Annotated in this window: 17 protein-coding genes; 6 read left to right on the top strand and 11 right to left on the bottom strand. The window is 64.0% G+C overall.

All coding sequences use genetic code 11. The annotated features are described in order from the left end of the window. Positions 1-16 precede the first annotated feature (16 nt). Together BV071_RS27180 and BV071_RS35875 are read left to right on the top strand one after the other, a co-directional pair. The gene (locus BV071_RS27180) at positions 17-715 is read left to right on the top strand and encodes a response regulator transcription factor (protein ID WP_035614095.1); all 699 of its coding nucleotides are present in this window, start codon (positions 17-19) and stop codon (positions 713-715) included. A 61-nt stretch (positions 716-776) separates the two neighbouring features. Then, positions 777-932 (top strand): hypothetical protein, encoded by a 156-nt coding sequence (locus BV071_RS35875; RefSeq protein ID WP_265594959.1) that lies wholly within the window; start codon positions 777-779, stop codon positions 930-932. Positions 933-1,294: 362 nt separating this feature from the next. Here the strand turns inward: BV071_RS35875 and BV071_RS27170 are convergent, their stop codons facing one another. The 5 genes from BV071_RS27170 to BV071_RS36100 all read right to left on the bottom strand — a co-directional run bounded on the left by BV071_RS27170 (position 1,295) and on the right by BV071_RS36100 (position 14,097). Further along, positions 1,295-2,725 carry an MFS transporter gene (locus BV071_RS27170; RefSeq protein ID WP_035614091.1) on the bottom strand — a complete coding sequence of 477 codons (1,431 nt, stop codon included), beginning with the start codon at positions 2,723-2,725 and terminating at the stop codon, positions 1,295-1,297. A gap of 36 nt (positions 2,726-2,761) precedes the next feature. Beyond that, positions 2,762-6,163, bottom strand: a complete 3,402-nt coding sequence (locus tag BV071_RS27165) for a hypothetical protein (RefSeq protein ID WP_052573943.1) — start codon at positions 6,161-6,163, stop codon at positions 2,762-2,764. 132 nt (positions 6,164-6,295) lie between these two features. Beyond that, complete coding sequence (locus tag BV071_RS27160) at positions 6,296-6,832, bottom strand: hypothetical protein (protein WP_052573942.1); 537 nt, start codon at positions 6,830-6,832, stop codon at positions 6,296-6,298. 695 nt (positions 6,833-7,527) lie between these two features. Beyond that, complete coding sequence (locus BV071_RS27155; protein WP_035614089.1) at positions 7,528-10,971, bottom strand: PQQ-dependent sugar dehydrogenase; 3,444 nt, start codon at positions 10,969-10,971, stop codon at positions 7,528-7,530. 231 nt (positions 10,972-11,202) lie between these two features. Further along, a complete protein-coding gene (locus BV071_RS36100; protein ID WP_052573941.1) occupies positions 11,203-14,097 on the bottom strand; it encodes a glycoside hydrolase family 32 protein in 2,895 nt (964 codons plus the stop codon). A 178-nt stretch (positions 14,098-14,275) separates the two neighbouring features. On the opposite strand from BV071_RS36100, the gene BV071_RS27145 reads away from it, so the two are divergent. From BV071_RS27145 to BV071_RS27135, 3 genes are read left to right on the top strand one after another with little or no spacing between them, the layout of a single operon-like run. Further along, positions 14,276-15,445, top strand: a complete 1,170-nt coding sequence (locus tag BV071_RS27145) for a substrate-binding domain-containing protein (RefSeq protein WP_052573940.1) — start codon at positions 14,276-14,278, stop codon at positions 15,443-15,445. Between the two features lie 59 nt (positions 15,446-15,504). Beyond that, positions 15,505-16,056: a sigma-70 family RNA polymerase sigma factor gene (locus tag BV071_RS27140; RefSeq protein WP_035614087.1), complete on the top strand. Its 552-nt coding sequence runs from the start codon at positions 15,505-15,507 to the stop codon at positions 16,054-16,056. Continuing rightward, a complete protein-coding gene (locus BV071_RS27135; protein ID WP_081886261.1) occupies positions 16,053-17,600 on the top strand; it encodes a LamG domain-containing protein in 1,548 nt (515 codons plus the stop codon). Before BV071_RS27140 ends, BV071_RS27135 begins: the two co-directional genes overlap by 4 nt. Positions 17,601-17,869: 269 nt before the next feature. Here BV071_RS27135 and BV071_RS27130 read toward each other — a convergent pair whose 3' ends face one another. Next, positions 17,870-20,512: a hypothetical protein gene (locus tag BV071_RS27130; protein ID WP_265594958.1), complete on the bottom strand. Its 2,643-nt coding sequence runs from the start codon at positions 20,510-20,512 to the stop codon at positions 17,870-17,872. Between the two features lie 153 nt (positions 20,513-20,665). Here BV071_RS27130 and BV071_RS27125 point away from each other — a divergent pair, with 153 nt between their 5' ends. Next, positions 20,666-21,196, top strand: coding sequence for an HAD domain-containing protein (locus BV071_RS27125; protein ID WP_035614083.1), 531 nt, complete (start codon positions 20,666-20,668; stop codon positions 21,194-21,196). Positions 21,197-21,213: 17 nt separating this feature from the next. On the opposite strand, the gene BV071_RS27120 is transcribed toward BV071_RS27125, so the two are convergent. The 5 genes from BV071_RS27120 to BV071_RS27100 form a co-directional block, all read right to left on the bottom strand. Next, positions 21,214-22,668 (bottom strand): hypothetical protein, encoded by a 1,455-nt coding sequence (locus BV071_RS27120; protein WP_265594957.1) that lies wholly within the window; start codon positions 22,666-22,668, stop codon positions 21,214-21,216. After that, positions 22,665-22,949, bottom strand: a complete 285-nt coding sequence (locus BV071_RS27115) for a hypothetical protein (protein WP_265594956.1) — start codon at positions 22,947-22,949, stop codon at positions 22,665-22,667. Before BV071_RS27115 ends, BV071_RS27120 begins: the two co-directional genes overlap by 4 nt. A gap of 4 nt (positions 22,950-22,953) precedes the next feature. Further along, positions 22,954-23,478, bottom strand: a complete 525-nt coding sequence (locus BV071_RS27110) for a sigma-70 family RNA polymerase sigma factor (RefSeq protein ID WP_265594955.1) — start codon at positions 23,476-23,478, stop codon at positions 22,954-22,956. A 188-nt stretch (positions 23,479-23,666) separates the two neighbouring features. Then, positions 23,667-24,272: a hypothetical protein gene (locus tag BV071_RS27105; RefSeq protein ID WP_035614077.1), complete on the bottom strand. Its 606-nt coding sequence runs from the start codon at positions 24,270-24,272 to the stop codon at positions 23,667-23,669. Between the two features lie 11 nt (positions 24,273-24,283). After that, a complete protein-coding gene (locus BV071_RS27100; protein ID WP_035614074.1) occupies positions 24,284-25,750 on the bottom strand; it encodes a hypothetical protein in 1,467 nt (488 codons plus the stop codon). Positions 25,751-25,874 lie beyond the last annotated feature (124 nt).

Genomic DNA, 25,874 nt, shown 5'->3' with positions numbered 1-25,874 from the left:
GTCCCCGCATACGCCCGTGAAAACCATCACTGTCCTCCTCGTCGAAGATCACATGATCATGCGCGAGGGGTTGCGGGCCTTGCTGAAACTGGAAACCGACCTGCGGATCGTTGGCGAGGCGGAGAACGGCCGGCAGGCGGTCGCCCTCACGCGAAAGCTCCGGCCTTCCGTAGTCGTGATGGACGTGGGCATGCCGCTCCTCAATGGACTGGAGGCGGCCCGCCAGATCCTGGCGGCCCATCCCAAGACCAAGATCCTGATACTTTCCGCCCACAGCGACGATGCGTATGTGGAGAAGGCCCTGGCGCTTGGTGCCTCCGGATATCTCGTCAAGCAGACCTCGGCGCACGTGCTTGGCGAGGCCATCCGCAAGGTGTGGCTCGGGATGAGATTCTTCAGCCCGGTGATCGCGCGACGTCTCGATCATCAGCAACTGGTGGACCCGGGCAAAGTAGCGGCGGAAAAGGATTCCGCGCGCCTAACCCCGCGGGAGATGGAGGTCCTCCAGTTGATTGCCGAAGGGAAAGCCAACAAGCAGACCGCAGCGGAACTCCACATCAGCATCAAGACCGTGGAGAAGCATCGCCAAAGCATGATGAACAAGCTGGACATCCATGACACTGCCGGGCTCACCCGGCATGCGATTGCCATCGGCATCATCGAAAGCAGCGTTCAAGCCACTGTCGTTCCGCCGCCAGGCCGCTCTCAGCCCTAGTGTTCCGGTTTTGGGGTCTACACCCCATGGCGATCCGGAGACCGCTTGCGTATCATTCAACATGAAACGCCCCGCGCTCGCCAACGCCACTCCTGGCTACGGCACCGGAGCATGGGCGCGGAGCGGATCAGCCGGGATGATGCATGGTGGCAAGGGTTCCCCCCTCCCCGGCCACGAGTCATGCATCATCCCGGCGAACGCTTTGGCCGGAGGATAGCAGGCCAATCCGTCTTCAAGGGCAGGAGTGCCAGCGGAATGTGAAGGACTTGGAAGGAATCTTCGAAGCATGCGGCGAAAAGGCCCGCGGCAAAAGGTGCGAGGCGATTGCGGGCATCCTGGTGATGGGGACAAATTGCTCGCGCTTCCCGGGGACGGCCCCGCCCTGGACGAGGCCCTGATCGAGACGATGCGCAAGATTGTTCGTTGGGAGATCGCCTCTTACTCCACCCAAAGGAGGCGCGGCTTCCGATATGGAGGGGAGGCTGCTTTCGCTGCTTCACGGCAGCAAGCTGCCTGCCGGAAGGCTGCGGCAAGCGCAGCAGTCCAAGTTTGAAGGCCGGGGCGCGGCGATCTTCGCCCCTACCCTTCCGCGGCTTCGCCGAGGACGGTGGGAGTGATGTGGGGCTCGGCTTCGCGGGCGGCGGCGCCGCGGCGTTCGGCGAGGTCGCCTTCGATCTGCGCGACCATTTCGTCCTTCAGCGGGTACCAGATGAGGACGATGCCATTCGCGACGGCGAAGACGCCGGGCAGGATGGAGAAGAGGATCTGCAGACCGTGCAAGGTGGCCTCGGAAGGCGCGACATCCGGTTTGAAGCCGTAGATTCCCAGCATCCAGCCGGCAAGACCACCGCCGATACTCATGCCGAACTTCTGAGCGAACATGGCGGCGGCGAAGGCAAGGCCAGTGGTGCGGCGGCCGAACTTCCATTCGCCGTAGTCCGCGACGTCGGTATAGATGGCCCAGACCAAGGCCGGGGTCGGGCCCGCGAAGAGGCTGGCCACCACATTGACGGCCACCATCGTCCAGTAGGCATCACGCGGGATGAAGAAGAAGGCCAGCAGCGTGAGTGCATTGGCAAGGGTGAGGACCATCAGCGAGTTCTTCTTGCCGAAGCGCCGCACCAGCCAGGGCGTGAAGGGCATCGCCACCAGGAAGGCAATGCTGCCGAGCGTGAGGAACAAGGAGGTGTGATCGAGGAAGGAGAACAGCGGCTTGTCATCATAGCCGCAGTAGTACTTGAAGAAGTGCGGGGTAACCGCCCAGCGCACAGCCGCGCCGGAGAGCGTGAGCAAGGCTGCGACCACCATGATGACCCATGGGGTGTTCTTCATCAGCGAGCCGAAGTCCTTGCGGAAGTCGGGCTTCTCGTGGTGCGGCTTGATCCGCTCCTTGGTCATCAGGAAGGTGGCGATGAACATCACCACGGCCAGCGCGGAGAAGATCGCCATGGTGAGCTTGAAGCCCTGGGCCTTGTCGCCATCCCCCAGGATCCGCACGAGTGGCATCACGCCCAGTGCGATGAGCAGCTGTCCGCCGAAGGCACCGACGAAGCGATACATGGAGAGCGAGGTGCGCTCCGCCGAGGAGGGAGTCATCACGCCCATCAAGGCCGAGTAAGGCACATTGATCGCCGCGTAGGCGGTCATCAGCAGGAAGTAGGTGACGTAGGCGTAAGCGATCTTGGCACTGTCCGAGAGATCCGGATTCGCGAAGGCGGCATAACCGATCAAGCCGAAGGGGACCGCGCACCACAGGAGATAGGGACGATAGCTGCCCCAGCGGGTACGGGTGCGGTCCGCGAGCGCGCCAATGAAGGGATCGATCAGGGCATCCCAGAAGCGCGCGAGGATGAAGAGCGTGCCCGCCACCGCCGGATTGAGACCAAACACGTCTGTGTAGTAGAACAACAGGAACATGTTGACGGTCTGGAAGAAGATATTCGACGCGGCATCTCCGAAGCCGTAGCCGATCTTCTCCCGCACCGGGAGTCTGGCGGTGGATGTGTCCAAGGGGTTCGTGGTTTTGGGATTTATCGGACAGGAAGCTCAATGCAGCAGCCAGGAGACCGGGACCTCCACCTCGATCGCATGAATGCGACGGGTACGGTGGATGATGGACTCGGCGAGGGCCGGGGGCAACAAGCAGCCAGCGATGGTCTGCACGGTGCCATCGTCAAAACGCAGGGTCAGCGTGGCATCGTTCAGCGAATCGCGGCAGAAATAGACGATGGGCGTGCCAGCGATGGTGAAATGCAGGCAGCGCTCGCAGGACTCGCCCGTCGCAAATTCGGCGGCGCGCAGAAGATGGGGACGGAAGCGGAGGCCGCCTTGCTCGAAGCTCACGCCGAGCTCGCCGAGGCGGCAGAGGATGCCCTCCTTCACCGAGCCGGTGAGGCCGGGCTGCTGGGCACCGGCATGCGCGGGGCTGTGCGAGTAAGCCTCCGCGGGGAAGGCACCATACTGCTGGGGCGTCTTGCGGAAGCCGAGGCCGCGCTGGATCGAGTAATAGGCGGCGGCGAGGCGGAAGGACAAGGCATCCGGTTCGCCCTGGCGTGCGACCTTGAGCGCAATCTCCTGCGCGGCGAGCATGAGCTTCGCCACCATGTGCCAGTAGATGCAGCCGAGGCCCTCATAGGCGAACATGGCACCGCTGCGGCCGGTGAAGGCGCGGTGGTGGAAGACTAGCTCGTAGAGGGCCCGGATGGCTTCGCGATCGGAGTCGACGAAGTCCGCCTTCATCGCGATGCGATCGAGCGCCGCGGCGAGTTCGTATTCGTTGGTAAGCGCGGGATGGAAGCGGAAGTCGCCGGTGATATCCGGCACCAGAATGCGGTGGTCGCCGTGATCGAGCATCTCGGCGAGGGTAGGAATCGACTTCGCGACGGAGGGTTTGATCCGATTGTAGTCGAGGAAGCCGGGAAGCGTGCGATCCGGGTAGAGCAGGTAGCTCTGGTGGCGTGCGGAGAAAAGCTGGCTCTGGGGGAGAGCCTCTAACAGGTCTGCCGCCTCCTGCGGTGTGAGCAGGCCGGAGCTGAGGATGGCGACCTGGCCTTCGAGCATTTCCGGAAGGCGACCGAGGTCCATGGTTTGGCCGGAGCGACCAATCTCGAGAATGTTGTAGGCGTGGTAGAGGCCATCCGCGCGGCGATTCTGGCGCAGGGTACAGCGCAGTGCAGCGGTGGCCGCCTGGAGGAAGCTGAGGATGGCGGCGCGGCCCACAAGCTGTGGCGCGCCGGGGCCGTCCTCATAGACGGCGGCGCGATGGCGAGCGGCAGCTTGAGCGGCAGCGGCGACTAGCTTGAAGCGGGCTGAAGCATCGAGCTCGCCTTCCTGAAGCCAGCGGGGATCCGCAAAGAGCTTGCCCAAGGTCCCGATCAGCTCCGCAAGGTGGGCGGAGATCTTCAGGGAGGGACTGTTAGAGAAATGCTTCTCCAAGAAAGCGAGGTAACGCAACAGGTAGCCGGCGGTGACGACCGAGAGCCCGCAACCGGCTAACGCGTTGTTCGCATCGTTCCACTCAGGCCGCTGGGTATTCATCCAGATGCCACCGCCCGGCACGAGGTTCGCGAGCTTCACCACTGCGGGCAGCAGCAGCTTCTCGGCGAGAGTGACGCGGCAGAGCTCACCGCTGGCATCGCGCAGCAGCAGGCCATCCGAGCCCATGGCCTCCTTGCGGCGAGTCAACTCGTCATGACGCTCGCGGTCGAAGCCGACGGTATGGCGCGGATCCTCCAACAACTGGTCCCATGGGCAGAGGCGGTAGGGAACATCGGCGAAGACGTAGCGGGCGCGATCGAGATTCGTGGCGAGGAAGTCCGGCCGGACTTCGGCCTGGGTCTCCAGCAACTTGAGCAGGTAGACGATCTGGTGGTCACCCCAGTAGCCAATCGAAGACCAGGGGTCCTCGGGATCGGGCACTTCCCAATCGAGGCCGTCGGAGGAAATGCGATAGGGATTGAAGCCGTCGACAGTGGAAGCGTTGACGAACTTGGTGATGAAGGCGGCGAGGTGATCCGGATGGCTCCAGGCGAGGGCCTCCCAGTTCTGGAAGATGTCGCGCCAGTTGCCCTCGAAGTATTCGACCGGCTCGCCGGACTCATCCTTCACGCGGATCGCGAAGCGGTTCCAAGGGCGGCTGGGGTCGCCGTGGCGGCGGCTCAGCACCAGTGGCAGGTATTCCACCGCGAGGCGCTCAAGATCGGGATCGCCGAGGGCGCGAACCTCTGCCAGCCAGCGTCCGCGGGGCAATTGCTCCGGCAGTTGCTTGAGCCAAGAACGGAAGGTCTCGCGCAGCGGGGCATTGTGCTTGCCGAGGTAGGCGGCGAAGGACTGGGAGCGGATCTTCGAGCCATCAAGTGGCACGCCGCCGCGCAGGATATTGCCGAGGGTATTGTGGTAGTGATGCAGTGTGGCATCGCGGTCGGCACCCTGCTGGATGCCATCCGCGGCGGCGACGAGGCGGCGGAGGCGCTTGCGGCCGCGGGCGACATCGGCGGCGACTTCGAGATCGAGCTTGGATGGCTCGCCGAGCAATTCACGGAGGGCTGAGACCTTGGCCTGCGATTGCTTCAGCTCCGCGACCATCAGCCAATTCGCAGCCTGGCCAGGGGCGAGCTCGAAGTCGCGACCGAGGAAGAGAGCGCCGCGGCTGCCGCGGGAAAGGTTCACGGGTTCCGGCTCGAGGCCGCGGAGGAAGTCCTGCGCTTCCTGACGGGAGAGGAAGCTCTGGGCGCCGGGGAGGCCGTGGGTCCAAACGGTGGTGGCGAGAAGGCACTCCAGCGGGATCGCGCGGTCGATAATCCCGGCGGCGAGGCGGTGGACGAGCAAGCGGCCGCCTGCCTCCAGCTCGCTCAGCTTATAGGCATCCGCGAGGCAGCTGAATTGATTCTGCATCCGCTGGTCGACGCCAGCGGGCAGGAAATTATCGAGGCCATCGACGAGGCGCAGGGCGACGGGCTTCTCGCCAAGATTCTCCAAGCGGGCGCGGCGGACGAAGCCGAAGCGCTCCGAGCACTGCCAGCGGTACGAGAAACGTAGTTTCAGGCCGGCGTGTTCTTCCTCGAAGACGACCTCATCGCCAGTCAGGTTCTTGCGCAGGCGGCGGGTCACGCCGGGGCCAGCCAAGGTGCCGGGGCGCATGGGCTCCCACAGGACATCGCCGGCGAGGACCGCGGTCCAAGGGCCGGTGCTGTTCCAGCTCTCGCCGATCTTGTCCGCCGTATCGTAGGGGAAGAGCGCGTTGTCGGCGGTGCCGCGGCCAGCGCTCAGGGCGCCGTTGCTGGCGAAGAACATCCAGTGATCATCCGGGCTGACGATGTTCAGGAAGAAGGGCGCCATTTCCTCCAGCCCCGCGATCAGGGCGTAGTCCTGGCCGTCTTCACAGGCCCAGCGGTTGGCGGGCGGGAAGTCGCAGGACAGCGAGGTAGCTTCGGACGAGGGGACGAGCATGGAAATCAGGCAGGGGAACCGCGGGGGCGCTTGGTCGGGAGCGCCCATCGCGGGAAGAGCCCGCCCCGCCGGGCATGTGGCGGGAACGGGCAAGGGAATGGGAATCCGGTTCTTTCTAGTCTGTTAGTCTGCTCACTTCAAGGAGTCGAACTCAAGGCTCTTCAGCTTCGACTTCGCGGCATCGGCGGGCTTCCAGAACCAGCCCTTGGTGTCCCAGCACTGGGCGAAGGAATACTTTTCGCTGAGGGTCTTGTAGTAGGCGATCGCGCCCTTGGCATCGCCACGGGCTTCCTTGGACTGGGCGCGGATGAAGTAGCAGGTGCCGACGTCGTTCAGCGCCCAGTAGTCGTGGGCCTTGTCGGCGCTGGCGGCCTCGGTGAGGCCGGCCTGCATTTCATCGGCCTTGGTTGCATAGAGTTCCACGACCTTGGAGGTGTAGCCGTCGACGGCGTCGTGCTTGCCGGCATTGAGGGCCTCCCAGGCCTTGGTGGTGAGGGTGGCGGAGCCGAAGTCACCGAAATCGAGGGCGGCAGCGGGAGCGGTTTCCGGGGCCTTGGGAGCTTCTTCCTTTTTCGGGGTTTCGGTGGGTTTGGCGGTTTCCTCAGCGAAGGTGGGGAGTGAAAGCAGGCTGGTGAGGGCGAGGAGAGGGACGAGTTTGCTTGGGTTCATGATGGATTCGGACGGGGTTCGGGTTGGTTTACGAGGCAAGAGTGCCACGGTGGAAACGGATGTGACAAGGCGATTGTTGCATTAAATTGCACATCAATTCCAAGGGTGATTCTGCCATGAGAATATTGCCGACCGGAGGGCCCACTGGGTGCGCCGACTTTAGTCCAATGACTTTAAGGATTCGCCGCAGAGTGGGCTTCCCGTGGCGGCGAAGCCCTTGGACTGCGTGTAGCCTGCTACCGCTTTCCGGCAGACAGCCTTGCTGTCGTGAGGCACGGGGATGGCTTTCCTCACCCCGGAGCCCCCGCGAGGGTGGTGGTTTCACGGCTTGCCGGTGGGCGTGGCGATGCGCCTTTGAGTTATCGCTTTTCCCAAGACTCGTGGTCGTCGGGGTCATGCGCGGACCGAAGCGGCAAGCCGTGAGGAGATGTCTTGCCCGGGGGCATGGGGCGAGGACGGCTTGACCGGTCGCTTCACGGCAACAGGGTTGCCTGCCGGAAAGCGGTAGCAGGCTACAACGCAGTCCAAGGCGGCTGCGCCGCGCCTTTGAGGGCAAGCCCTCCAGCCCTTAAAGGCACTGGACTTAAGTCGGCCTCACTAGGTGGGAGGCCACGGGACCACTCGTGCCGGCTAAAGCCGGCGCACCCAGTGCTGTCGCTCCCGCCGCACTCAAGAAGGAGAGGATGCCCCCTCCCCTACCGCTCCTCGATGCGGGCGCGGAAGAAGCGCTGGCCATCGGTGGCGGGCAGGGAGAGTTGCCATGGGCCGGAGCGTTCGAGGCCGTCGTTTCCGGGGAAGGGCCAGTCACTCCAGTCGGCGAGATTCGGCGAGCTTTGGAGGATCTGGCCGCGGCCGGGGAGTGCGGGGAATTCAAGTTGCAGGGTGTCGCCATTTTGCAGCGCGACGCCGGGGGCGCTGGAGCGGTCCGCGGTGAGCGGATCGGTATGCTCGAGGAATTCCTGCTGGTTGTTGCGGCCGTCGCCATCGGGATCAGCATTTGCCATCTGGTCGGCCGGAGGAAGAGCACCGAGCTTTTCCGCAGTCCAGGCGGTGAGGCTCTGGCGGCTGGAGCTCATCGACTCGATCCAGTCCTTGAGAAGTTGTACCCCCGCGGGATCGATCACGCTGGTGGCCAGCGGAGGCATGCGGCTGTAGCCATTGCGGGCGCTGGCGCGGTGAATCAGGACGCTGCGCTCTTCCTGGCCGAGTGAGATCAGCTTGTCATCCGGGTGGAGTGCACCGCTGGTCGGGGTGATGCCGACGGTATTGGTGGAGAAGAGTGGCACTTGGGCACGGACATCGAAATTCGCGGGAGCGGTGCCGCCGGCCATGTGGCAGTAGGAGCAATTCACGTCCAGCCAAGCACGAGCGCGGGCTTCGAGCGAGTAAGCCGAGTCATTGCCCGCGGGATGCTTCGCGAGGGTCGCGGGGGAAGCGTTCAAGCCATCGAGGTAACCGGCGTCCGATAGCAGTTGGATGAGGTTGCCACTCTGCAAGCCGATGGTTCCGGGCAGGTTGAGCTGGCGGGTGCGGAAGGAGAGCGAATGACCGGCTTGCGGGGTGTGGCAGCTCATGCACTCCGAGCGCGATGGGATGCGCCAGCGTTGAGTGGTGGGGGTGCCATTCACGCTGATGTTGAGATCGAATTCCTCGCCTGCTTCGGCGGCCAAGGTTGCCTCGGTTCCGGCGGCATTCCAGCGGTAGGAGACGCCGTAGGAGCCCTCCGCATTGCGCACCAGCACGCGGGTCTCAAGGCGCTTGTTGGTCGCCGGATTGCCACGGGTCATCTCCATGTCGAAGTGCTTCACCCAGATGGTGCCCTCCGGTGTTGTCCATGCGCCTTCGCGGTTGAAGCCGAGCTTCGGCGTGAGTGAGGGCATGCCGAACCAGCGGCGCTTCTTGGCATTGTCCGACCAGAAGGGCAGGTTCACCGAATACTCGACGAGGCCGGATGCAGGAGTGAGCGCGGCCACATCGGCAAACAAGCCGGTATCCGTGAGCGTGGCCGGGAAGCCGGTATCCACCGCCTGTGAGACCAGGCGGCGGACCTGCCCATCCAGATCGGCGAGCAGCACATCGCCATTCGAAGGATCGGTGCCGAATGCCGCGATGCCGCCTTCACCGGTGAGACGCGTCACCGAGGCCGAGCCAATGGCGGGATCCATCGACCAGATGTTGCCGGAGGAGTAATCGCCGAAGATGTATTTGCCGGTGAGTGCGGGCAGGCGGGTGCCGCGGTAGATCAGGCCGCCGGTGACCGAGTTTCCTTGCAGGGTTCCGGAGCCATGGCCGTAGGCGAAGATGGGAAGATTGCCACCGGCCCATGTGCCGGGGCGTTCGTTCCAGCGCGGGCCCTGGCCGGTGATTCCCTCGCGGTAGGCCCACTCGTAGTTGCCGCCCTTGGTGATCTTGTTGATCTCCTCCCAACTGCCGCCTCCGACATCGCCGCACCAGAGGTCACCGGTCGGAGCATCGAAGGAGAAGCGCCAAGGATTGCGCAGGCCCACCGCCCAGAATTCGGTGCGGACCTGCGAGGGCGTGACGGGCTGGCCGTTGAAACTGGTGGCGCCGACCCAAGGATTGTTCGCGGGGACCTTGTAGCGCGGGTTGTTCGAGACCGGGTCGAGCACGATGGCCGGATGCGGGTTAGGCGCGAGATTCGGATTTGCGCCGTAGTTGGCGGGATCCACGTTGACGTCGATGCGGATCATGGAGGACCAGAAGTCCTTGGTGATCTTCTGAGAGTTCGCGCCGGCATCGTTCTGGTCGCCCTCGTCGCCGAAGCTGACGTAGAGGTAGCCGTCATTGCCGAATTGGACGCAGCCGCCATTGTGGTTGTCCCACTCGTCGAGCATCTGGAGCAGGACCTTCTCCGAGGCGGGATCGGCGACGTTGGGATTGCCCGCGGAACAGGCGAACTCCGAGAGACGCTGGTAGAAGTTCGCGCCGATGGTCACGGAGTAGTAAACGAAGAAGCGGCGGTTGCTCGCATACTGAGGATGGAAGGCCAAGCCTAACAGGCCGGCTTCGCCATCGGTCTTGAAGCTTTCGGTCCCGCGGCCGTTCACGATGCCATCGAGATTCAGGAAAGTGCTGACCGCGGGCGAATTGATGTTCGGGATCACCTCGATGTCGCCGCCTTTCTCAACAACGAAGATGCGGCTGGCCTCGCCAGGCGGGGTGATGATCGCAAGCGGCTGCTCAAAACCCGGCAATGTAGGGAAGGCATTGATCGCCGTGAGCGCCTGCGGCGGCGGACCGGAGGGCATGCGCGCGGAGCTCAGCGGCAGGCGCATCTGGTCAGTGATGTTCATCGTGACCGTGGCGGTGGAGATCAGACCGGCCTGATCCTGGATACGGTAGGTGAAAGTATCCGTGCCCGTGCCGCTGCCGGTGTGGGTGTAGAGGATGGACTTGTTTGCGGTGATGGTCGCGGTGCCCTGGGTCGGGGGCGTCTGGATCGCCATGCTGGCAAGATTGAAGTCGGCTTTGCCGTTGGGTTCGACGTCATTGTCCATCACCCGGATCAAGGTCGAGGAGCCGGTGTAGACGTAGGCGCTGTCATTCGCGAGGATCGGCGCGACATTCTGCCAGGTGCTCAAGTTTGAGCCGGGGGTGTAGGTGATGCTCGCTTGGCCCGGATAGGTCCAGCCGACGCCGAGGTTGTCGCCTCCCCCACCCTCCTTGTGGAGGGCCTCGATGTAATAGTAGCGGCCTGCTTGGAGTGTGATGATCGCGGAGGTCTGATCGGGCGAGTTGGTCCAATTGCCCGCCGGGCCCCAGCCATTGACCATGGCGACCTTGCGCTTGTTGTCGGGAGATTCGCTGGTGCTCAGCCAGAGCTCGCTGCTGTCATCCGAGTGGATGTAGAAGCGGTAGTTCCCCGTGACCGGTGCATGCACCCAGCCGAAAACCCGCTGGCCATAGTCGTCCGCGCTGTCCTGTGGCGCGAGAAAGCTCGGCAAGGTTCCGGTCTGCGAGGGGCTGTTAGGGAAGGCGGCGATGCTGGTGAGATTCTGCACCTCGCTCCCGCCAATGCCGGTCCAGACGTGGCGGGTGATGGCCCCGGTGGGTGGTGCGGCCAAGGCGGAATTCGCGAGGGCCAGCCCGAGGAAGATCCAGAATCGAGGAGAAGTCATGCGCGGCTCAGGTGATGCAATTTTATGCACTAAACGACAGGTCCCGGGGAGCTGTCAAATTGTAAACCCAAGCCAAGGGTCCAGCAAGGTCGCGTATGTGACAGGAATCGATCAGCTTCGGACGGGCATCACCCGAAGCTCATCTTTGGACGGAAAAAATTGCTCCTGCCATCGATGGAGTAGCGCCCGGCGGAATACCCAAAACCGCCGGACGCCCGACCCATGGTTACCTCAGGGAGGAACCAGACGGAAAAATGATTGCGGCTCCGAGGAGATGACGCTGCCGTAGGTGGAGAGACCTTCGCTGTTCGGGACCTTGGTCCAATGTTGCAGGTCGCGGCTCTTCCACAGCGAGCAACCGGTCCCTGCGGGCCAGTGGACAAAGCTGCTGTTGCCGGAGCGAGTCACTCGCAGAGGCGAGGGCCCGGGCGGCAAGCCGGTGCCGGAGGCAGGCAGAGGCAAGGCGGGATTCCCGCGCAGGGCGATGACGTCGTCATCATCCAGGAGGCCGCCGTAAATACGAAGCTCATCGTAGATCGTGAGGCCGGCACCGCTGCGCAGTCCCCCGCCCTGCTCCGGAGTGCCGTAGCGCGGGCGTCCGGCAAGGCCGGTACCGGTCTTCTCCGACTTCACGCCATCGAGCCACAGCGTGAGCTTGCCGGTGGTGGCATCGTAGGATGCGGCGACATGGTGCCAGGCAGGATCGTTGTCGAGATTATCGGCATTGCCACCGCTGGCGTTGTAGGCCTCGAAGGGTAGCTGCGCGACCGACTGGACATCGTTGGCGGAGTCCGAGTCGAAGACGTAGAAGTTCATCGTCCGATTGGCGAGGATCTCGAAGCCCCAGGCGAGGCCGGCGGGACTCGACCAGCCGAGCTGCGGCAGCTTCGCGTTGTCATTCGCCTTCGGGTTGAAGTGATAGGAGACCGAGAAGCTATCGGCCATCAGCGGTGCGACGGCATTGACGCCCATCACGCTATTGGCACCGGGATCGAGCTTACGGATCTCCATCGCATTCCCAGAGACGCCGGGGGCGACCGCGGGCGCGGGGCCGCTGATCACGGTCATTGCACTCGAGCTGCCGGAGGCCTCCGCATAGGTGCCGGGCGTGCTTTCATCGAAGCTCCAGCGGCCGAGCAACTGCGGATCCGAATACGGCGTCGGCAAGGCTGAGCCCATCTCCCAGAGATCGAAGGAGATCAGCTTCGCGCCCGATGGTCCGGTGAAGGACAGGGCGCGGTTCGCTGTCTGGGGGAAGACCAGGCAGCTCAGGCAGGCCAGGCCATCGTCACCGAAGACTTCCAGCGCGGAGGCATCCATCACGGCGCGCAGCTTGAGGCGATTGCCGCTGACTTGCAGCGGTGCGCTGAAGACGGCCGCGAAGCCGCCCGTGAAGTTGACCAAGCCGGACTGGCGTCGATCTAACAATAGCTTCCCCGCCTGGCGGTCCCAGGTGATGTCGCTGTGCTCGGCCGCATCGCCGATGCTCAGGGTGGCGATCTCATTCGCGGGGACTTCCAGCTCCAGTTCGATCTCGAAGAGTTGCGGGATCTGCTGCGCGGCGAGCCAGGTATTCAGTTGCGCGAAGCTGCCCTCGCCGTAGCTGAGATGATTGCTGCGGCAGCTCTCGAGTTCCGCCACGGGCAGTTGCGCAATGCGCAGGCCCTCAGCCGTGTCGCGCAGGACCAACTCGCGCGGAAGGGTCATGCTGCCGCGCCATGGGCTGGTCGGTATCGTGCCCGCGTAGTTCACATCGGTCATCCACGAGATCCAGAGACGACGGCCATCCGCCGCGGGAATATCCGACCATGAGACGCCGGCATATTGGTCCGGGCCGAAGTCGATCCAGTGGGCGGGATCGGGTTCCGGGGCGACGATGCTATCGGCCATCAGGATGTGGTCGATATTCACGTGTCCCCAGCCGCCGGTGTGGCTGTCCACGATCTCGATGAGCGCTTGCTGGCCGGAGAATTCTGTTAGATCCCAGTTCCGCCAGTTCAGCCGCTCGCGGTCCTCGCCGGTGGCGGTGCGGACGATGGTGCCATTCACGCGGAGGTTGATGCAGGTCTGGCCCGGGTGATTGCCGCCACCGATGAGGAAGTTCAGGTAGGGCTTCGTGACGGTGAAGGCTGGCGAAGTCAGGGTGCCAGTGCTGCCATCGTCGCTGAGGAAGGTATTCACCAGCTTGCTGCCGCGGTAGCCGCTGACGAGTTGCTGGCTCGGCAAGGTGCCAGTGGCGGGCCCGCTGCCGAAGCAGGTGCCGGTCGCGGTCCAGCCGCTGTAGTCCGCGCCTTCGAAATCCGCGAGCAGGACGCCATTCGGCAAAGGCGGCAGCGGTGCTGCGGGATCGGCGGTGAAGGTGCTGCCATCGAAGTCGCCGGTGAAATATTGGATGCCCGAGCCACCGCCGGGGCCGCCGGAGCTGTTGCTATTCGTGAGCACCCATTTGTTGTTCTGCGTGCCCTCGACCTTCATCGGGAAGAAGTCCGGGCACTCCCAAGCACCAGCGACGCTGCCTGCGGGGCCGAACTCGCTGGCCAAGGTCCAGGCCTTGAGATCGGGCGAGGTGTAGAAGCGGATCTTCCGCTGGCCCGGCAGCGCGACCACCATCACCCAACGCTGGGTGGCGGGATGCCAGATGACCTTCGGGTCGCGGAAATCGCCACTGCCGATATTGATCACCGGATTGCCGGAGTAGTTCGTCCAGGTGCGGCCGCGGTCGTTGCTGTAGGCGATGCGCTGGTCCTGCACGGCACCCGCGCCGGTGTAGATCGCGACCATCGGTGGCTCGCTGCCGGTGCCGAAGCCACTGGAATTGTTCCAATCGACCACTGCGCTGCCGGAGAAGATCTGCACGCCGCCGGCCATCGGAATCGCCACCGGGAGCTCCTCCCAGCGGACCAGATCGCGGCTGACCGCGTGGCCCCAGCTCATATTGCCGTGGTTGATGCCGAAGGGGTTGTCCTGGTAAAAGAGATGGTACTCCCCGGCGTAGTAGACCAAGCCGTTCGGATCGTTCATCCAGTTCTGCTTCGGAGTGAAGTGGAACTGGGGACGATAAGGCTCCGCCGTGGCGGCAAGGCTGAGCAGAGCGCCGAGGAAAAGGGCGCAGGGCTTGATTTTCATGGGTTTCGCGAACTCCAATGGGGACCAGAGGGCGCGGACGCGGAAGGTCGATTGTCCCGGAAGCGGCCCTTTCCTGTCATGACAAGTGGACTAGCCTGATAATTTCAGGAGGCAGGCGACCTGCAAAGCTCGTTGACAGTGTAGGCGGCAAACTTGTCACTGATGGGAACCCAAGATCATGGACGAGTCTTCCAATTCCGTTGTCCGCTTTCCCGAGATCGCCCGGCAGTTGCGCGAGGAAATCCTTGCCGGCCGCTATGGTGCGGAGGGACGGATGCCGAGCGAGGCGCAGCTGGTACGGCGCTTCGGGGTATCGCGCCCGACGGTGGCGCGGGCCTTGCGGGTGCTTTCGGACGAGGGGCTGGTGGAGCGGCGCGCGGGTTCCGGGTCTTTTGTCCGGCAGGGGGTGAAGAGCGGGGCCGCCACCAGCAAGCTGCTTGCGCTGCTGGTCTCGGGCCTTGGGAACACCGAGATCTTCCAGCTGATCTGCGGCGAGATCGCGAGCCTGGCGCGGATGCACGACTACGGTCTGGTGTGGGGCGGCTCCGATCAGCCGCGGCTCGATCCCGAGCTGAGCCTGAAGCAGACCGAGCAGCTCTGCGGGCAATTCATCGACCGCCGTGTGGCGGGTGTCTTCTTCGCGCCGCACGAGCTGGTGAAGGAGAAGGAAACCGCGAACCGCGAGATGGCGGTAACCCTGCGCGAGGCGGGGATCCCGGTGGTTCTGTTAGACCGCGATCTGGTGCCCTTCCCGAACCGCAGTGACTTCGACCTGGTGGGGATCGACAATGTGGCGGGCGGCTATCTGCTGGGTGAGCATCTCTTGAAGCTGGGCTGCACGCGGATCCATTTCGTCGCGCGGCCCCACTCGGCACCCACCGTGGAAGCCCGCATGGCGGGAGTGCGCGAGGCACTGGCTCGCTGGAATGTGCGGCCGGAGCCAAACTGGATTCACATCGGCGATTTTGAGGACAAGAAGTTCGTGCGGAACTTGACGGGCCCGGCGCGGGCGGAGGCCTACGTGTGTGCCAATGATCACACTGCGGCGACGCTCATGCGCGAGCTGCACCAAGCGAAGGTGCGGGTGCCGGAGGATGTGCGGGTGGTGGGCTTCGATGATGTGAAGTTCGCGACCCTGGTCTCGCCGCCGCTGACGACCGTGCAGCAGCCTTGCCGGGAGATTGCGCTGACGGCCTTCCGGGCGATGATGGACCGTTTGTCGGACCCGACGCTGCCGGCTTGTCACCTTTCGCTGACGCCGAGGTTGGTGATCCGGGATTCTTGTGGGGCCTATTTGCCGAGACCGACGGAGGTGGGGGCTGGGGAGAGTTTGTGGAAGGCGGGGTGAGCGAGCCGGCGCTTTTTTTGTGAGACATCGGTGAGCTCACTACATAGTGGGGCGGAACGATGGACCCTGAGGACCGCATCGCGTGGGAAAAAAGCTGCCAAGGCGACCTGGACGCCTTCAGCACGATCGTGCGCCGGCACCAAGGCTGGCTGCGCGCCTATCTGCGGGCGCGGATGGCGGATTGGAGCGAGGCGGATGACCTGGCGCAGGAGGCCTTCCTCACGGCCTATCGCAAGATCCACCAATTCACCGGTGAGGGCGAACTGGAGCCCTGGCTGAAGACGATCGCGAAGAACCACCTGCGCAACCATGTGCGCAAGCGCCGCGATGAATGCGTGGGCGGCAGCGAGGAGCTGGGTCGTCTGCTGGATCAAGACGCTGGCACGATCGCCGTCAGCAGTGGTTCTCTGGATGCGCTGGCCGATTGCCTGCGACGGATTGAAGGACCTTCAAGGGCGCTGCTCAACGAGCGCTATGTGGAAGGCAAGAGCGTGCGTGACCTGGCGGCGGAGAGTGGCCGCGGCTACTCCGCACTGACTATGCAGCTTCACCGCCTGCGTGAAGTGCTGGCGGAATGCGTGCGCCGTAAACTGGAACTTCCCGAGGGATGATGGAGAAGGAAGATGAAGTCCTGGCCCGCATCCTGGCGGGCGATGGCACGGAGGAAGAAATCCGCCGTGCGCTCGCCGTTGCCGAAATGAATCCTGAGGCGGCCCGGTGCCTAGCCGATCTCGCCGCGATCGATGCCATGCTCGGCATTGCCGCGGAGGACGAATTCACCCGCGAGCGCAGCGTGCACGAGACGATGAAGTTCCTGCGCGAGCAGGAGCAGGAGAACTTCGTGGGAGCCGTGCGTCAGCGCCTGCAAGGGCGGCGGCACTGGAACCGCGGGATCAGCGCCGCGGCGGCCGCCATCACGATCTTTGCCAGTGGCTGGTTCTACGTCGCCACGCGGCCGGTGGCCACGGTGCTTCGCGCGGAGACGGTGCAGGGCGGCAAGCTGCGAGAGGGCTCGGGCCTGAAGGCAGGCTCACGGATTCAGTTCGACTCCGGGATACTGGAAGTCCAGGGCGCCAAGGGAAGCACGATGATCGTCGAAGGTCCGGCGGATCTCGAGATGCTGTCCGCTGACGAGGCGCGCCTGAACCAAGGCCGCATGGTGGTGCGAACCAGCGGGAAGGAGGGACCATACACGGTGACCACCGCAAAGGGCTTCGTCCGCGCGGATAAGGACTACGCGCTCGCGATGAGCAAGCAATCCGACCTTGAGTTTGTGGCGATGGGCAGCGATCTCTCGCTCGAGTCCGGAGATCGCAGCAAAAGCATGGCGGTGAAGAAGGGCGACACTTTGTTGTTAGGCTCGGCACCGACGGAAGATGCCTCCTTCTACACCACCCTGCCGCCGCGCGCGGAGACTCCCGCACCCTATGTGCACTGGTCGATGGACGAGGGCCGCGGTGACAGCTCGAAGGCCGACTCCCGCGGGATGCCCGGCGGTCCCTTCGATCTGAAGCTGATGGCCGATCAAGGCGGCAAGGAACCGGAATGGACCGGTGGCCGCTTCAAAGGTGGCCTGGACTTCGATGGCAAGTCGGCCTTCGCGGAGAGCGGCTTCCCCGGCATCGAAGGCGGCGCGCCGCGCACCGTGTGCTTCTGGGTGAAGGCACCGGCAGACCTCTCGAATCGCGAGGGCTTCGCGATCGTCTCCTGGGGCCGCTTCGATAGCTCCAAACCCGGCGGGGTGTGGCAAATCTCGATCAATCCGCTGGAGGAAGAGGGGCCGGTCGGCCGCATCCGGGTGGGCACCCACTTCGGCTATCTGGTGGGCAACACGGACTTGCGCGATGGCAAGTGGCACCATGTCGCGGCGGTGCTCTTCGGTGGCTCGCGCCCGGACATCGGCACGCATGTGATCGCCTACATCGATGGCAAGATGGAGCAGATCAGCCGCCGCACGCTGCGCATGATCGATACCGATCTGGACGCCAGCCACGGCGTGTGGATCGGCCGGAATATCACCGATCGGCCTGAGTCTCCCTCGATCCAGCACGGGCGTTTCTTCCGCGGCGGCGTGGATGAGGTGTATATCTTCGGCGCGGCGCTCTCACCCACGGAGATCCGCGGAGTGATGGAGCGGAACGAGGTGCCGAAGTAAGGGGTGATCTGCAATTGCGCATCGCAGCTTGTCCACGCAAGCCGGGATTTCGCGCAATTTGGCGTCTCAAGTGATGCGAAGCCGGGAAGCAAGAGGAACCACGGATTGACACGGATGGGCACGGATTAAAGGCAGGAGGGAAAGCCGGTAGAGGCGGCTCGCGACTCGACTGGCACCGCGCGCAAAGCCGCCCGCGCCGGGTGGGACCGGGCGAGGCAGCGAAGCAAGGCCGGAATGCAGTCGCAGCCGATCTAACAAGACGCTTTACCCTAATCCATATGCACTGGCCGGAAGGCAGCGAAGGAAATCTCCTTCCCGCCGATCCGGCCTTTCACTTCGCGATCCGTCTCCACCGCGATCACCTTGCCGTCCTTCAACTGCAGGATGAACTGGCAGTTCTGTTCGAAGCTTGCCTCGTCTTTGCCATCGCCATCGAGGTCGATCCCCTTCCCTTCCCCGCCCGCTGAGGTTCGGCCGACATAGAGGGTGCCCCGCACTCGACCGAGCACTGAGGAGAAATCGCCTCCCTCCCTCTTGAAGCTCGACCGTACCGCCTCCGCCTGTGGATCGCCGGTCTTGCGCGGATACACGAAGGTCTCCACGGGCCCGCCATCTGCATCCGTCACCCGCAGCGGGCGGAAGTCCCCGTACCCACCACGCACTGCGGGAGCCTTGTCATCGATCTGGTGGGTCGGCTTCAGCGCGATGAAGTTTTGCTGGTCCATCTCCTCCGGGGAAATGTTCTCCGGCTGGAAGCGCACCTCATCGATCAACAGGTCCCCGGGCTCCGTGGCCTCGAGCTCCACCGTGCTGAATTTCCCGCTATCGAGGTGGACCGGCACATAGAGTTCATGCCAGCCGGCCTCACCGGTGCTGAGGAAGACCAGATCCGGCTGGGCCCAGCCATTCACCTTCAGCTTCACCCGCCGGGTGGTCTTGGCATCGCCGGCCAAGGCATAGCGGAAGCCGACCTGCGAGAGCAGACCCTCACCGCAGCCCCAAGTCACCTTATCCCCTGCCTCGCCGATCTTGAGGTAGCCCTCGCCATGATAGCCGAGCCTCTCCTTCAAGGTGAACTTCGAGGACGAATAAGTCTCTGCCTGAACTACCACCGCGTCCTTCGATGAATCTGGATAAGCCGTTGAGGCGATCGACTTGCCCACCTGCTTGTCGAGCACGTTGCGCCCGTCGAACTCTAACAGAGGCCAGATCACCCCGAAGTCCTTCGCGCCGGAGAGGCACTCCGTATCCACGAGAGCACCATCCGGCGTCAGCGTCATCTTCATCGCGAAGCTCGGCCCGCTCTGGCCGGCCACCGGCGCGATGGTGAAAGTGCCGCGCACCAGCAGCGGGTGCACGAACTCCGCCTTGAAGCTGCCTTGAAAGCGCTTCGGTTCCAGGCAGACCCGCTTCCACTTGCCGTCTTCCAAGAAGACCGGCGAGAAGCTCAGCCCATCGCTGAAGTCCGGCTTCACGTGGCCTGCACCGGGGCCCAGGCGGCCATCCCAGCCGCTGCGACTGAAGCGGGTGATCCCCAGCGTGTGCCATTGCACGTCGCCATACTTGTCCGTCTCCCCGCGGGTGCAGATCTGTGCCTGCATGCCACCGGCATTGAGGAAGACATTCGCGAATGAAGGATCCAGGGTCGCGACGTAGCCGCCGATCTCGTTCGGTGTCGGCAGCTCCTCGATCGTGTTCTTCTGCGCAAGCAGGGTCTCCGAGCAGCAGGCCAACGTGAAGCCCTCATAATTCGCAACTCCGCTCCAGCTCGCGTAGCGATTCTTCAGGCTGGGATGGAAGGCGTTCTTGGTGATCGAGAACAAGCCGCTCTCCTGCTTGAAGCGCGCGTGGCTCTTCAGCAGCAATTGCACCGCATGGCGGTACTGCCCGGCGAGCTCCATGTTACCCTCGCGCCGCGCCAGCTCCGCCATCAGTTGGAAGGCATTCGCATAAATGCTGTCGTCCCAGATGTGCTCGCCGGTCCTGCCGCCGGCGGGGGCCTCGCCCGAGCCACTGAGCATCAGCAGGGCCGCGTGCAGATTCCGGCCGATGATCTCGCGCATCTCTTTCGCCGAGGCGCCGTCGTAGCCATTCTCCAGCATGTCCAAGAGGTTCGCGGTGGTCGCGCCATTGTAGGCGAAGGTCTCCGGGTCCGCGGTATCGTCGTGGTAGAGGAAGAAGTGCGGCTTGAGCCCGTACTTGTCGAGATCGCGGCGGAAGCGCTCGCGCTGGCCGCCCTCGCTGGCCAGGGTCCAGTTTGCCTCGTTCCAGGTGACCCCATCGCTGATGTAGCCGTCCTGCTGCCGCAGCCACTCGCCCCTCATCGCGAAGGTCCGCCAGTTCTGCTTCACCTTCATGTTCATGAAGCCCTCGCGCTTGGCCGTCATCCGCGACTTCCAGGTCTTGATCCGCTCCTCGCTGATCTCCGGATGATCCTTGCGTAGCGCCTCGAACATCCGGATCGCCTTCACCATCGGCGCGCAGAAGAACTCGCCGTGCCAATCATTCGCCGGGCCGGTGGAGATGTTGAGCGTGCAGCGGTCCAGCGCCCGGCAGCCCGGCTCGAGCAGATCCTGCGCGCGGCCCTTGGTCATCAGCGTCGCCACATTGAAGGCGAAGAGCGGGGTCGCATACTGCAGCTCCTTCTTATCGTAAGGATCGATGATCGAGCCGTTCTTGACGTCCTTCGGATCATTCGCATTCCAATACTGGAGCGGCGCCATCGCGTGGATTGCCTTCTCCATCTGGTCGAGCAGCACGGACTCCGGCGCATTCACCGGCTGCCAAGGACGCGCCGTGAGATGCCAGTGGAAGTCCGGCAAGTCGACGGGGATGCTCGTGGGCTCCTGTGCACAGACAGGGGACGCCACCGTGGCGAGAGCCAGGAGGCGGCCAAGATGGGAAGGATTCATGATCGGTTCGGGCCTATAACAATAACCGCGATCGGCGGCAGGACAGCCCTTTTGTCTGCCATGGCGGAAGCTTTGTCGCCTACCCGGACGGGGGGCCTGCTTGCTGGCTTCGGGCTCGACCGGGGAAAGATTCTTGACCTAAGCTGACGGGAAATGTCGGAAGGAGAACGAACATTCCGCAAGGTGGCGCTGCCATGGATGGCCACACGGGCGATTCGCGGTCCGATCCTGTTTCTGGACATCGATGGCGTGCTTATCGCCTATCCGGAAGATGAGTCGATGTCGCCGCACTTCACGCCGCGCTGTGTGGAGGCGCTGAAGCAGGTGCTCAGGGCGGTGCCGGAGCTGCGGATCGTCTTCAGCTCCACCTGGCGGCTGCCGGAGCACGTGGCGCGGCTCCACGAACAATGGACCGCGCACGGCCTGCCGCCGGAGCTGACCCTGGACAGCACACCGGACACGCGGCGCGATGATTCAGTGGCGATGCGGACCCGTCGCGGGGTGGAGATACGGGCTTGGCTGGAGGCGCATCCGGAAGTGAAGCGCTGGGTGGCGATCGATGACGACCGCGAAGGGATGGGCGGCGCGATCGAGGAAGAGCGCTGTGTGTTTACGGACCTGCGGGATGGCCTCACCGGGGAGCAGGCGACACGGGTGGTGGCGATGCTACGGGAAACGCCGTAGTTTGTTCTTCACCCGGATCACCACAGCCAATCCTTCCACTCGATCACCGAGGTTAGGGTTTCTACATTGCCGCCGTCGTCCTTGCCATCGGGACCGGTGGAGTAGAGGGAGAACTTCCCCTCCTTCACCGCGTAGAGGAAGGGACTACCGTGGAGCGGATCGGTGACGAGATCAGCGGGCAGTTCCGCCAAGCTGGCGGGATAGGCACCGTGGGCGAGGTAATAGCGCTCAAGCTCGCAGGCGACTAGGGCAAGCTGGCGATCGACCAAGGCCCTCGCGCCAAGAGTGAGCAGGCTGGGGGCGGCGGTGAGGCCAGGGATCAATCCGGACCGGGATCTCGCTTGCCGGTTGATCTCCTGCTGGCGGCGGCCCGCCTCCCACCAAGCGGAAACAACGCCGTCGCGGGTCGCCAGTTGTCGCGCAGCCGTGGCCTCCCGGATCACGTCCGCGGCATTCCAATCGAACCAACCAGCAGGCATCAAGCGGGGAGTTTTGATTGCGAACCAAGTGATGATCTGACGTTGGGAATCGGAGGTAGGCAGGAGGTTGCGGACTTCTTCTCCGAAGCGCGGGCGGTCTTCCTTCCAGCCTTCCCAGACATGGATCATGAGAACCTCCGATTCGATGCCGCGACGCACGTCGCTTTTCAGGTCGACACGGCCTAGCGCTGCGGAAATCCGGTCGAGGTCCTCTTTCTTCCAGAGATGGCGATCGATTCCGGTCTTGAGCGGCCGATACATATCACGCAAGCCGACGAACTCGATCAGCACGGAAACCGCGGTGCCACGCGATGCCACGAATTCCGCGAGACGGACCCCAATCTCGATGGATTCGGCGGCTTTCCCGGATTCGCCGGTGGCGAGGGCGGCTTCGGCGCGAAGATGCAGGCCATCCTGGATCTTCCGGGAATTCAGGCCCATGGCTTCATTGAGACTGAACCATTGGGCAGCGCCAGCAAAGTGAGGTGGCACGAGAGGCCGGCGCACTGTCGGCAGATGGAGGCCAGATTGGATGCTCTTCAGCGCTTCCCCGTGGCGGCGATCATACTCCTCGAGGAAGCTGGCGGCGGACTGGCCATAGGGATTACCGGCTGGCATCAGCGAGAAATCGAGGTTACTCGGTTTACCGCGATTTTTCTGCCAAGCCTTGGCCATGACAGGATCGCCCATAGATTCATAGATGCCGCGCGGACCCGAAGGCGAATAGGACTTGTCGTTCGGGTTGTAGTAGGCCTCCTCCCACTCCTTCAGAATGCCGTGGCGGGCAAAGTTCTGCTCCGCCGGCGGCATGTCCATGGTGAATTCCTCCAAGGTGAGCGGCAGGCCGACGCTGCGGGCTTCCGCGACCGCCCGCTTCATCGCGACCGATCCGCGCCAGTTGATGATGACGTAGGCCAGCATCAGCAGGGTAAAGACACAAACCGCAATCCGCACCGTGATGCGGAACCATCTTTTCTGTATGAGTTGTTTCATCGCTCGTTCTCCATTCGGATGGCGAGAGCATTGTCCATGATCTCCGGCTCTGCCGCCGGTGGCGGCAGCATCGGCGGCCCCAGGTCTTCCCGCTCCGGGGTGGCGAGGAAGACGCCGAGGCTGGCGACCCAGCAGGCCGCGATACCCAAGAGCAACGGCTTCGGGAACAGCGGTGGCGGGACCGGCGGGAACAGCAGCGACTTCCACTCCGGCGGCGGCTGGCGCAGGGCCATGCCGCGGAGCTGGTTTTCGAATTCGCTGTAGTCCTCGCCGGAGTTCATGGGATCAAAGCTCTTCATACACGGGACGCAGGAGGGCCCGGAGTTTGTCTATGCCGTAGCGGTAGCGGCTGCAGGCGGTGTTGAGAGGGATGCAGCAGATGTGGGAAATCTCATCGAAGGTCCGGTCTTCCCAGAGCTTGAGGACGACGACCTCGCGCTGCTCCTGGGGGAGCTGGACGAGTGCGGCATCCAGGCGCTGACGGTAGGCCTCGCGGTCGGGATCGGGGGAGGCTTCGAAGATCGTCTCGGCAGGCTGCGCCTCGGCGTGGTCGCGGCGGACTTTGTCGCGGCGAATGCGGTCGATCGCGCCGTGATGAACCATGCGGAGGAGATAGGTCTTCTCGGATTCCGCGGTCATCGCCTCCGCACGGCCTTGGGCGAGCTTCAGGAAGATGTCCTGGAGGAGATCGCGGACGCTCGCTTCATCGCGCAGCAGGGTGAGGCCATAGCGGAACATCGCCGCCACGTGCTCATCGTGGATGCGTTCCAGGTCCTTCGCTGTCAGTCCGCGCTTCGCGCCGCCCATCATGAGGAGGACGCGCAGGGCGGGAAGTTTTGTCTAGGGGATGGGAGATTTTTGAGGGGGCGCCTTGTGGAGTGCGGCGGCACGACGCCGCTTTGGCTGCGGGAAGGTGATGCTGCGGTCGACGGTCACGGATTGGAAGGAAGCGAGTTCACACCAATCCAAAGCGGCGTCGTGCCGCCGCACTTCATACCTCACTGCGCCCGCGGCTGCCTACCAGCCAGGATCTCCAGCGCCGCCACCTTCCCCGGCTCCGGAAGACTCTCCGCGAGCTGTCGGAGCGAGGCCTCATCACGTCGCGCCAGCGACTTCTGCCAATGACCGAGGAGCGACTTGGAGAGCACGCCGTAGCGCTTCGACTCGATCAGCGGCCAGATCTCCTCCGGCTCGCGGGCGAAGAGGTCGTGGAATTCGCCTAGCAGCTCAAAGTCATCCGGGGTCTCCTGCATCACGGTATCGAGCGCAGCTTCCCAGTCGCTGGCGATCCATTCGCGGAGGATGACGGCGCTGGCCTTCATGCGCTCCGGGCGGGTGAGATCCTGGTCGGCCAAGGCGCGCCAGGCAACCTGGTGAACGCTGGCCTGGCTGCGGAGAGGGGCGCGGACGTGCGGAGTGCCGGATGTGGGCGCTGCGCTGTTAGATGGATGGGAAGGTGAAGCTGCAGCCGCGGGAGTTTCCGCCTTCGCGGTGGCGGCGGGCGCGGCGGGGACCTCGCGGCGGAAGATGAGGATGCCGATGACAAGCGCCAGCAGGTGGCTGCCGGCGAGGATCGCATAGCGGAGGGCGGGAGAGCGGCTCATTTCAGCAGAACTTAGCGGCTGGCAGGCTTTTCGAATTCCTTGGCGAGGGCGTCGTTCTTCCGCTGGCGGGCGGCGGCGGCGAGGCTGGCGCGGGCGGCATCGCGATTCACGCCGGGCGGAAGCTCGCGGACCCAATCAACATAGTAGTCGCCATACCTCCCATAGGCAGAGCTGCCGTAGTTCTGCCAAGCATCGGCGCGCTGGGTGGCGGCATCGCTGCTATCCGGGCCGGGCGCGAGGTTGATCATCGCGAAGAAGGCGTCCGGGCTGGTATCGCGGAAGGTCCAGCGCGACTGGTGGATGACCGCGAGGTTACGTTCCTCCTGCGGCAGGTTGGAAATCAGGGCAAAGGCGGCCTCGGCATCCTCGGAGGCGAGTTCATTGAAGACGCGGACGCGGGTCTCGTAGTCGGAAGCGGCGGCGAGTTCGGGAAACTTCGCCTTCACCTCGGCCAGGATCTCGTCCGCCGTCATCGCGCCGTGGCGGAAGGCGTAGCGGTAGTCCGGGCCGTTGCGCATCAGCTCATTGATGTCGACGGTGGAGATCTGCTTGAGCGCGCCCTCGCGGAGCTTTTCCGGCGTGGCGTCCTTGAGCCATTCAAGGTTTGCCATCTCGGCGATGCGCTTGTCGAGCGGCACTGAGGGATCGGCGTAGCGGTAGAGGTGGCCGCGGAGTTCGCCGCCTTCGGCGAGGAGCTTCTGGATCGACTCGGGAAGATCGTTGCGGGAATCGAGCAAGGTCAAGAGGGCGCTTCCCTGCAATGAGGACCCGGAGCCTATAAGGTAGCTGCGGATCAGTTCCACATCCCCTGCGGCAAGGGCAAATTTGAGGAAGCCTTCCGCATCGTTCGGCCAGCCACGCACCAAGGTGCGCAGGGCGAAGGTATTTTCACTCCCGGCAATATTGCTTCTGTAAAAGGTCGCCGCATCGTCAGGGGCAAGGGTGGCAAGACGGGTGCCCAAGAGTTCTCCGAGGTGTCCCCACCGCTGGTCTCGGCCCAGTCCGAGGACCAGCTTGAGATGCTCTTCCAAGGGAATTCCCGCGAGAGCCAGCTTCAGCAGCTCATCGGACATGCCCTCAAGCTTGATGACATACAGGAGGGCGGCCTTCGGATCATCGCGGAACCAGGCGAGAAAGGCGGCGGAGAATTCGTCGCCGGAGGGCGGGCGGCTCAAGCCGTCTTCAGTGAGGCGGCGGACGGCCTTCTCGCCGTCACCCGGGGCGTAGGCGGCGGCGAGTTTCGCAAGCGACTCGGCCGCGAGCGGACCGGGCTTGGCGGCGCTGAGCGCACGCTCGACCATCGCGCTGCCGTCGGCGGCCGTGCTGCTGGCAGGGCGCGGGATGCGCTCGCCGGATTTGGCAGCGGCAGCGGGGTTGCCTGCGGCGTCGCTTGCAGAGGCGGAACTGCTGCGGATCCAAGCACCACCTGCGGCGATGCAAGCGAGGTGGCTGATAAGGAGGATGGCGGCCTTGCCCATAACTGGCAGGGATAGAGAGTGAGAGGCACCGCTGCTAGCCCAAAGCGTGTGCGCGAAGACCTCCCTCAAAAAACGGCGCTTCGCAGGAGGGGGCGTTTACAGGTTGCCAGATGTGTAATCACCG

It is taken from the genome of Haloferula sp. BvORR071, from assembly GCF_000739615.1.
In the GTDB taxonomy this organism is placed as follows: domain Bacteria; phylum Verrucomicrobiota; class Verrucomicrobiia; order Verrucomicrobiales; family Akkermansiaceae; genus Haloferula.
This window is presented reverse-complemented; position numbering and strand designations above follow the sequence as displayed.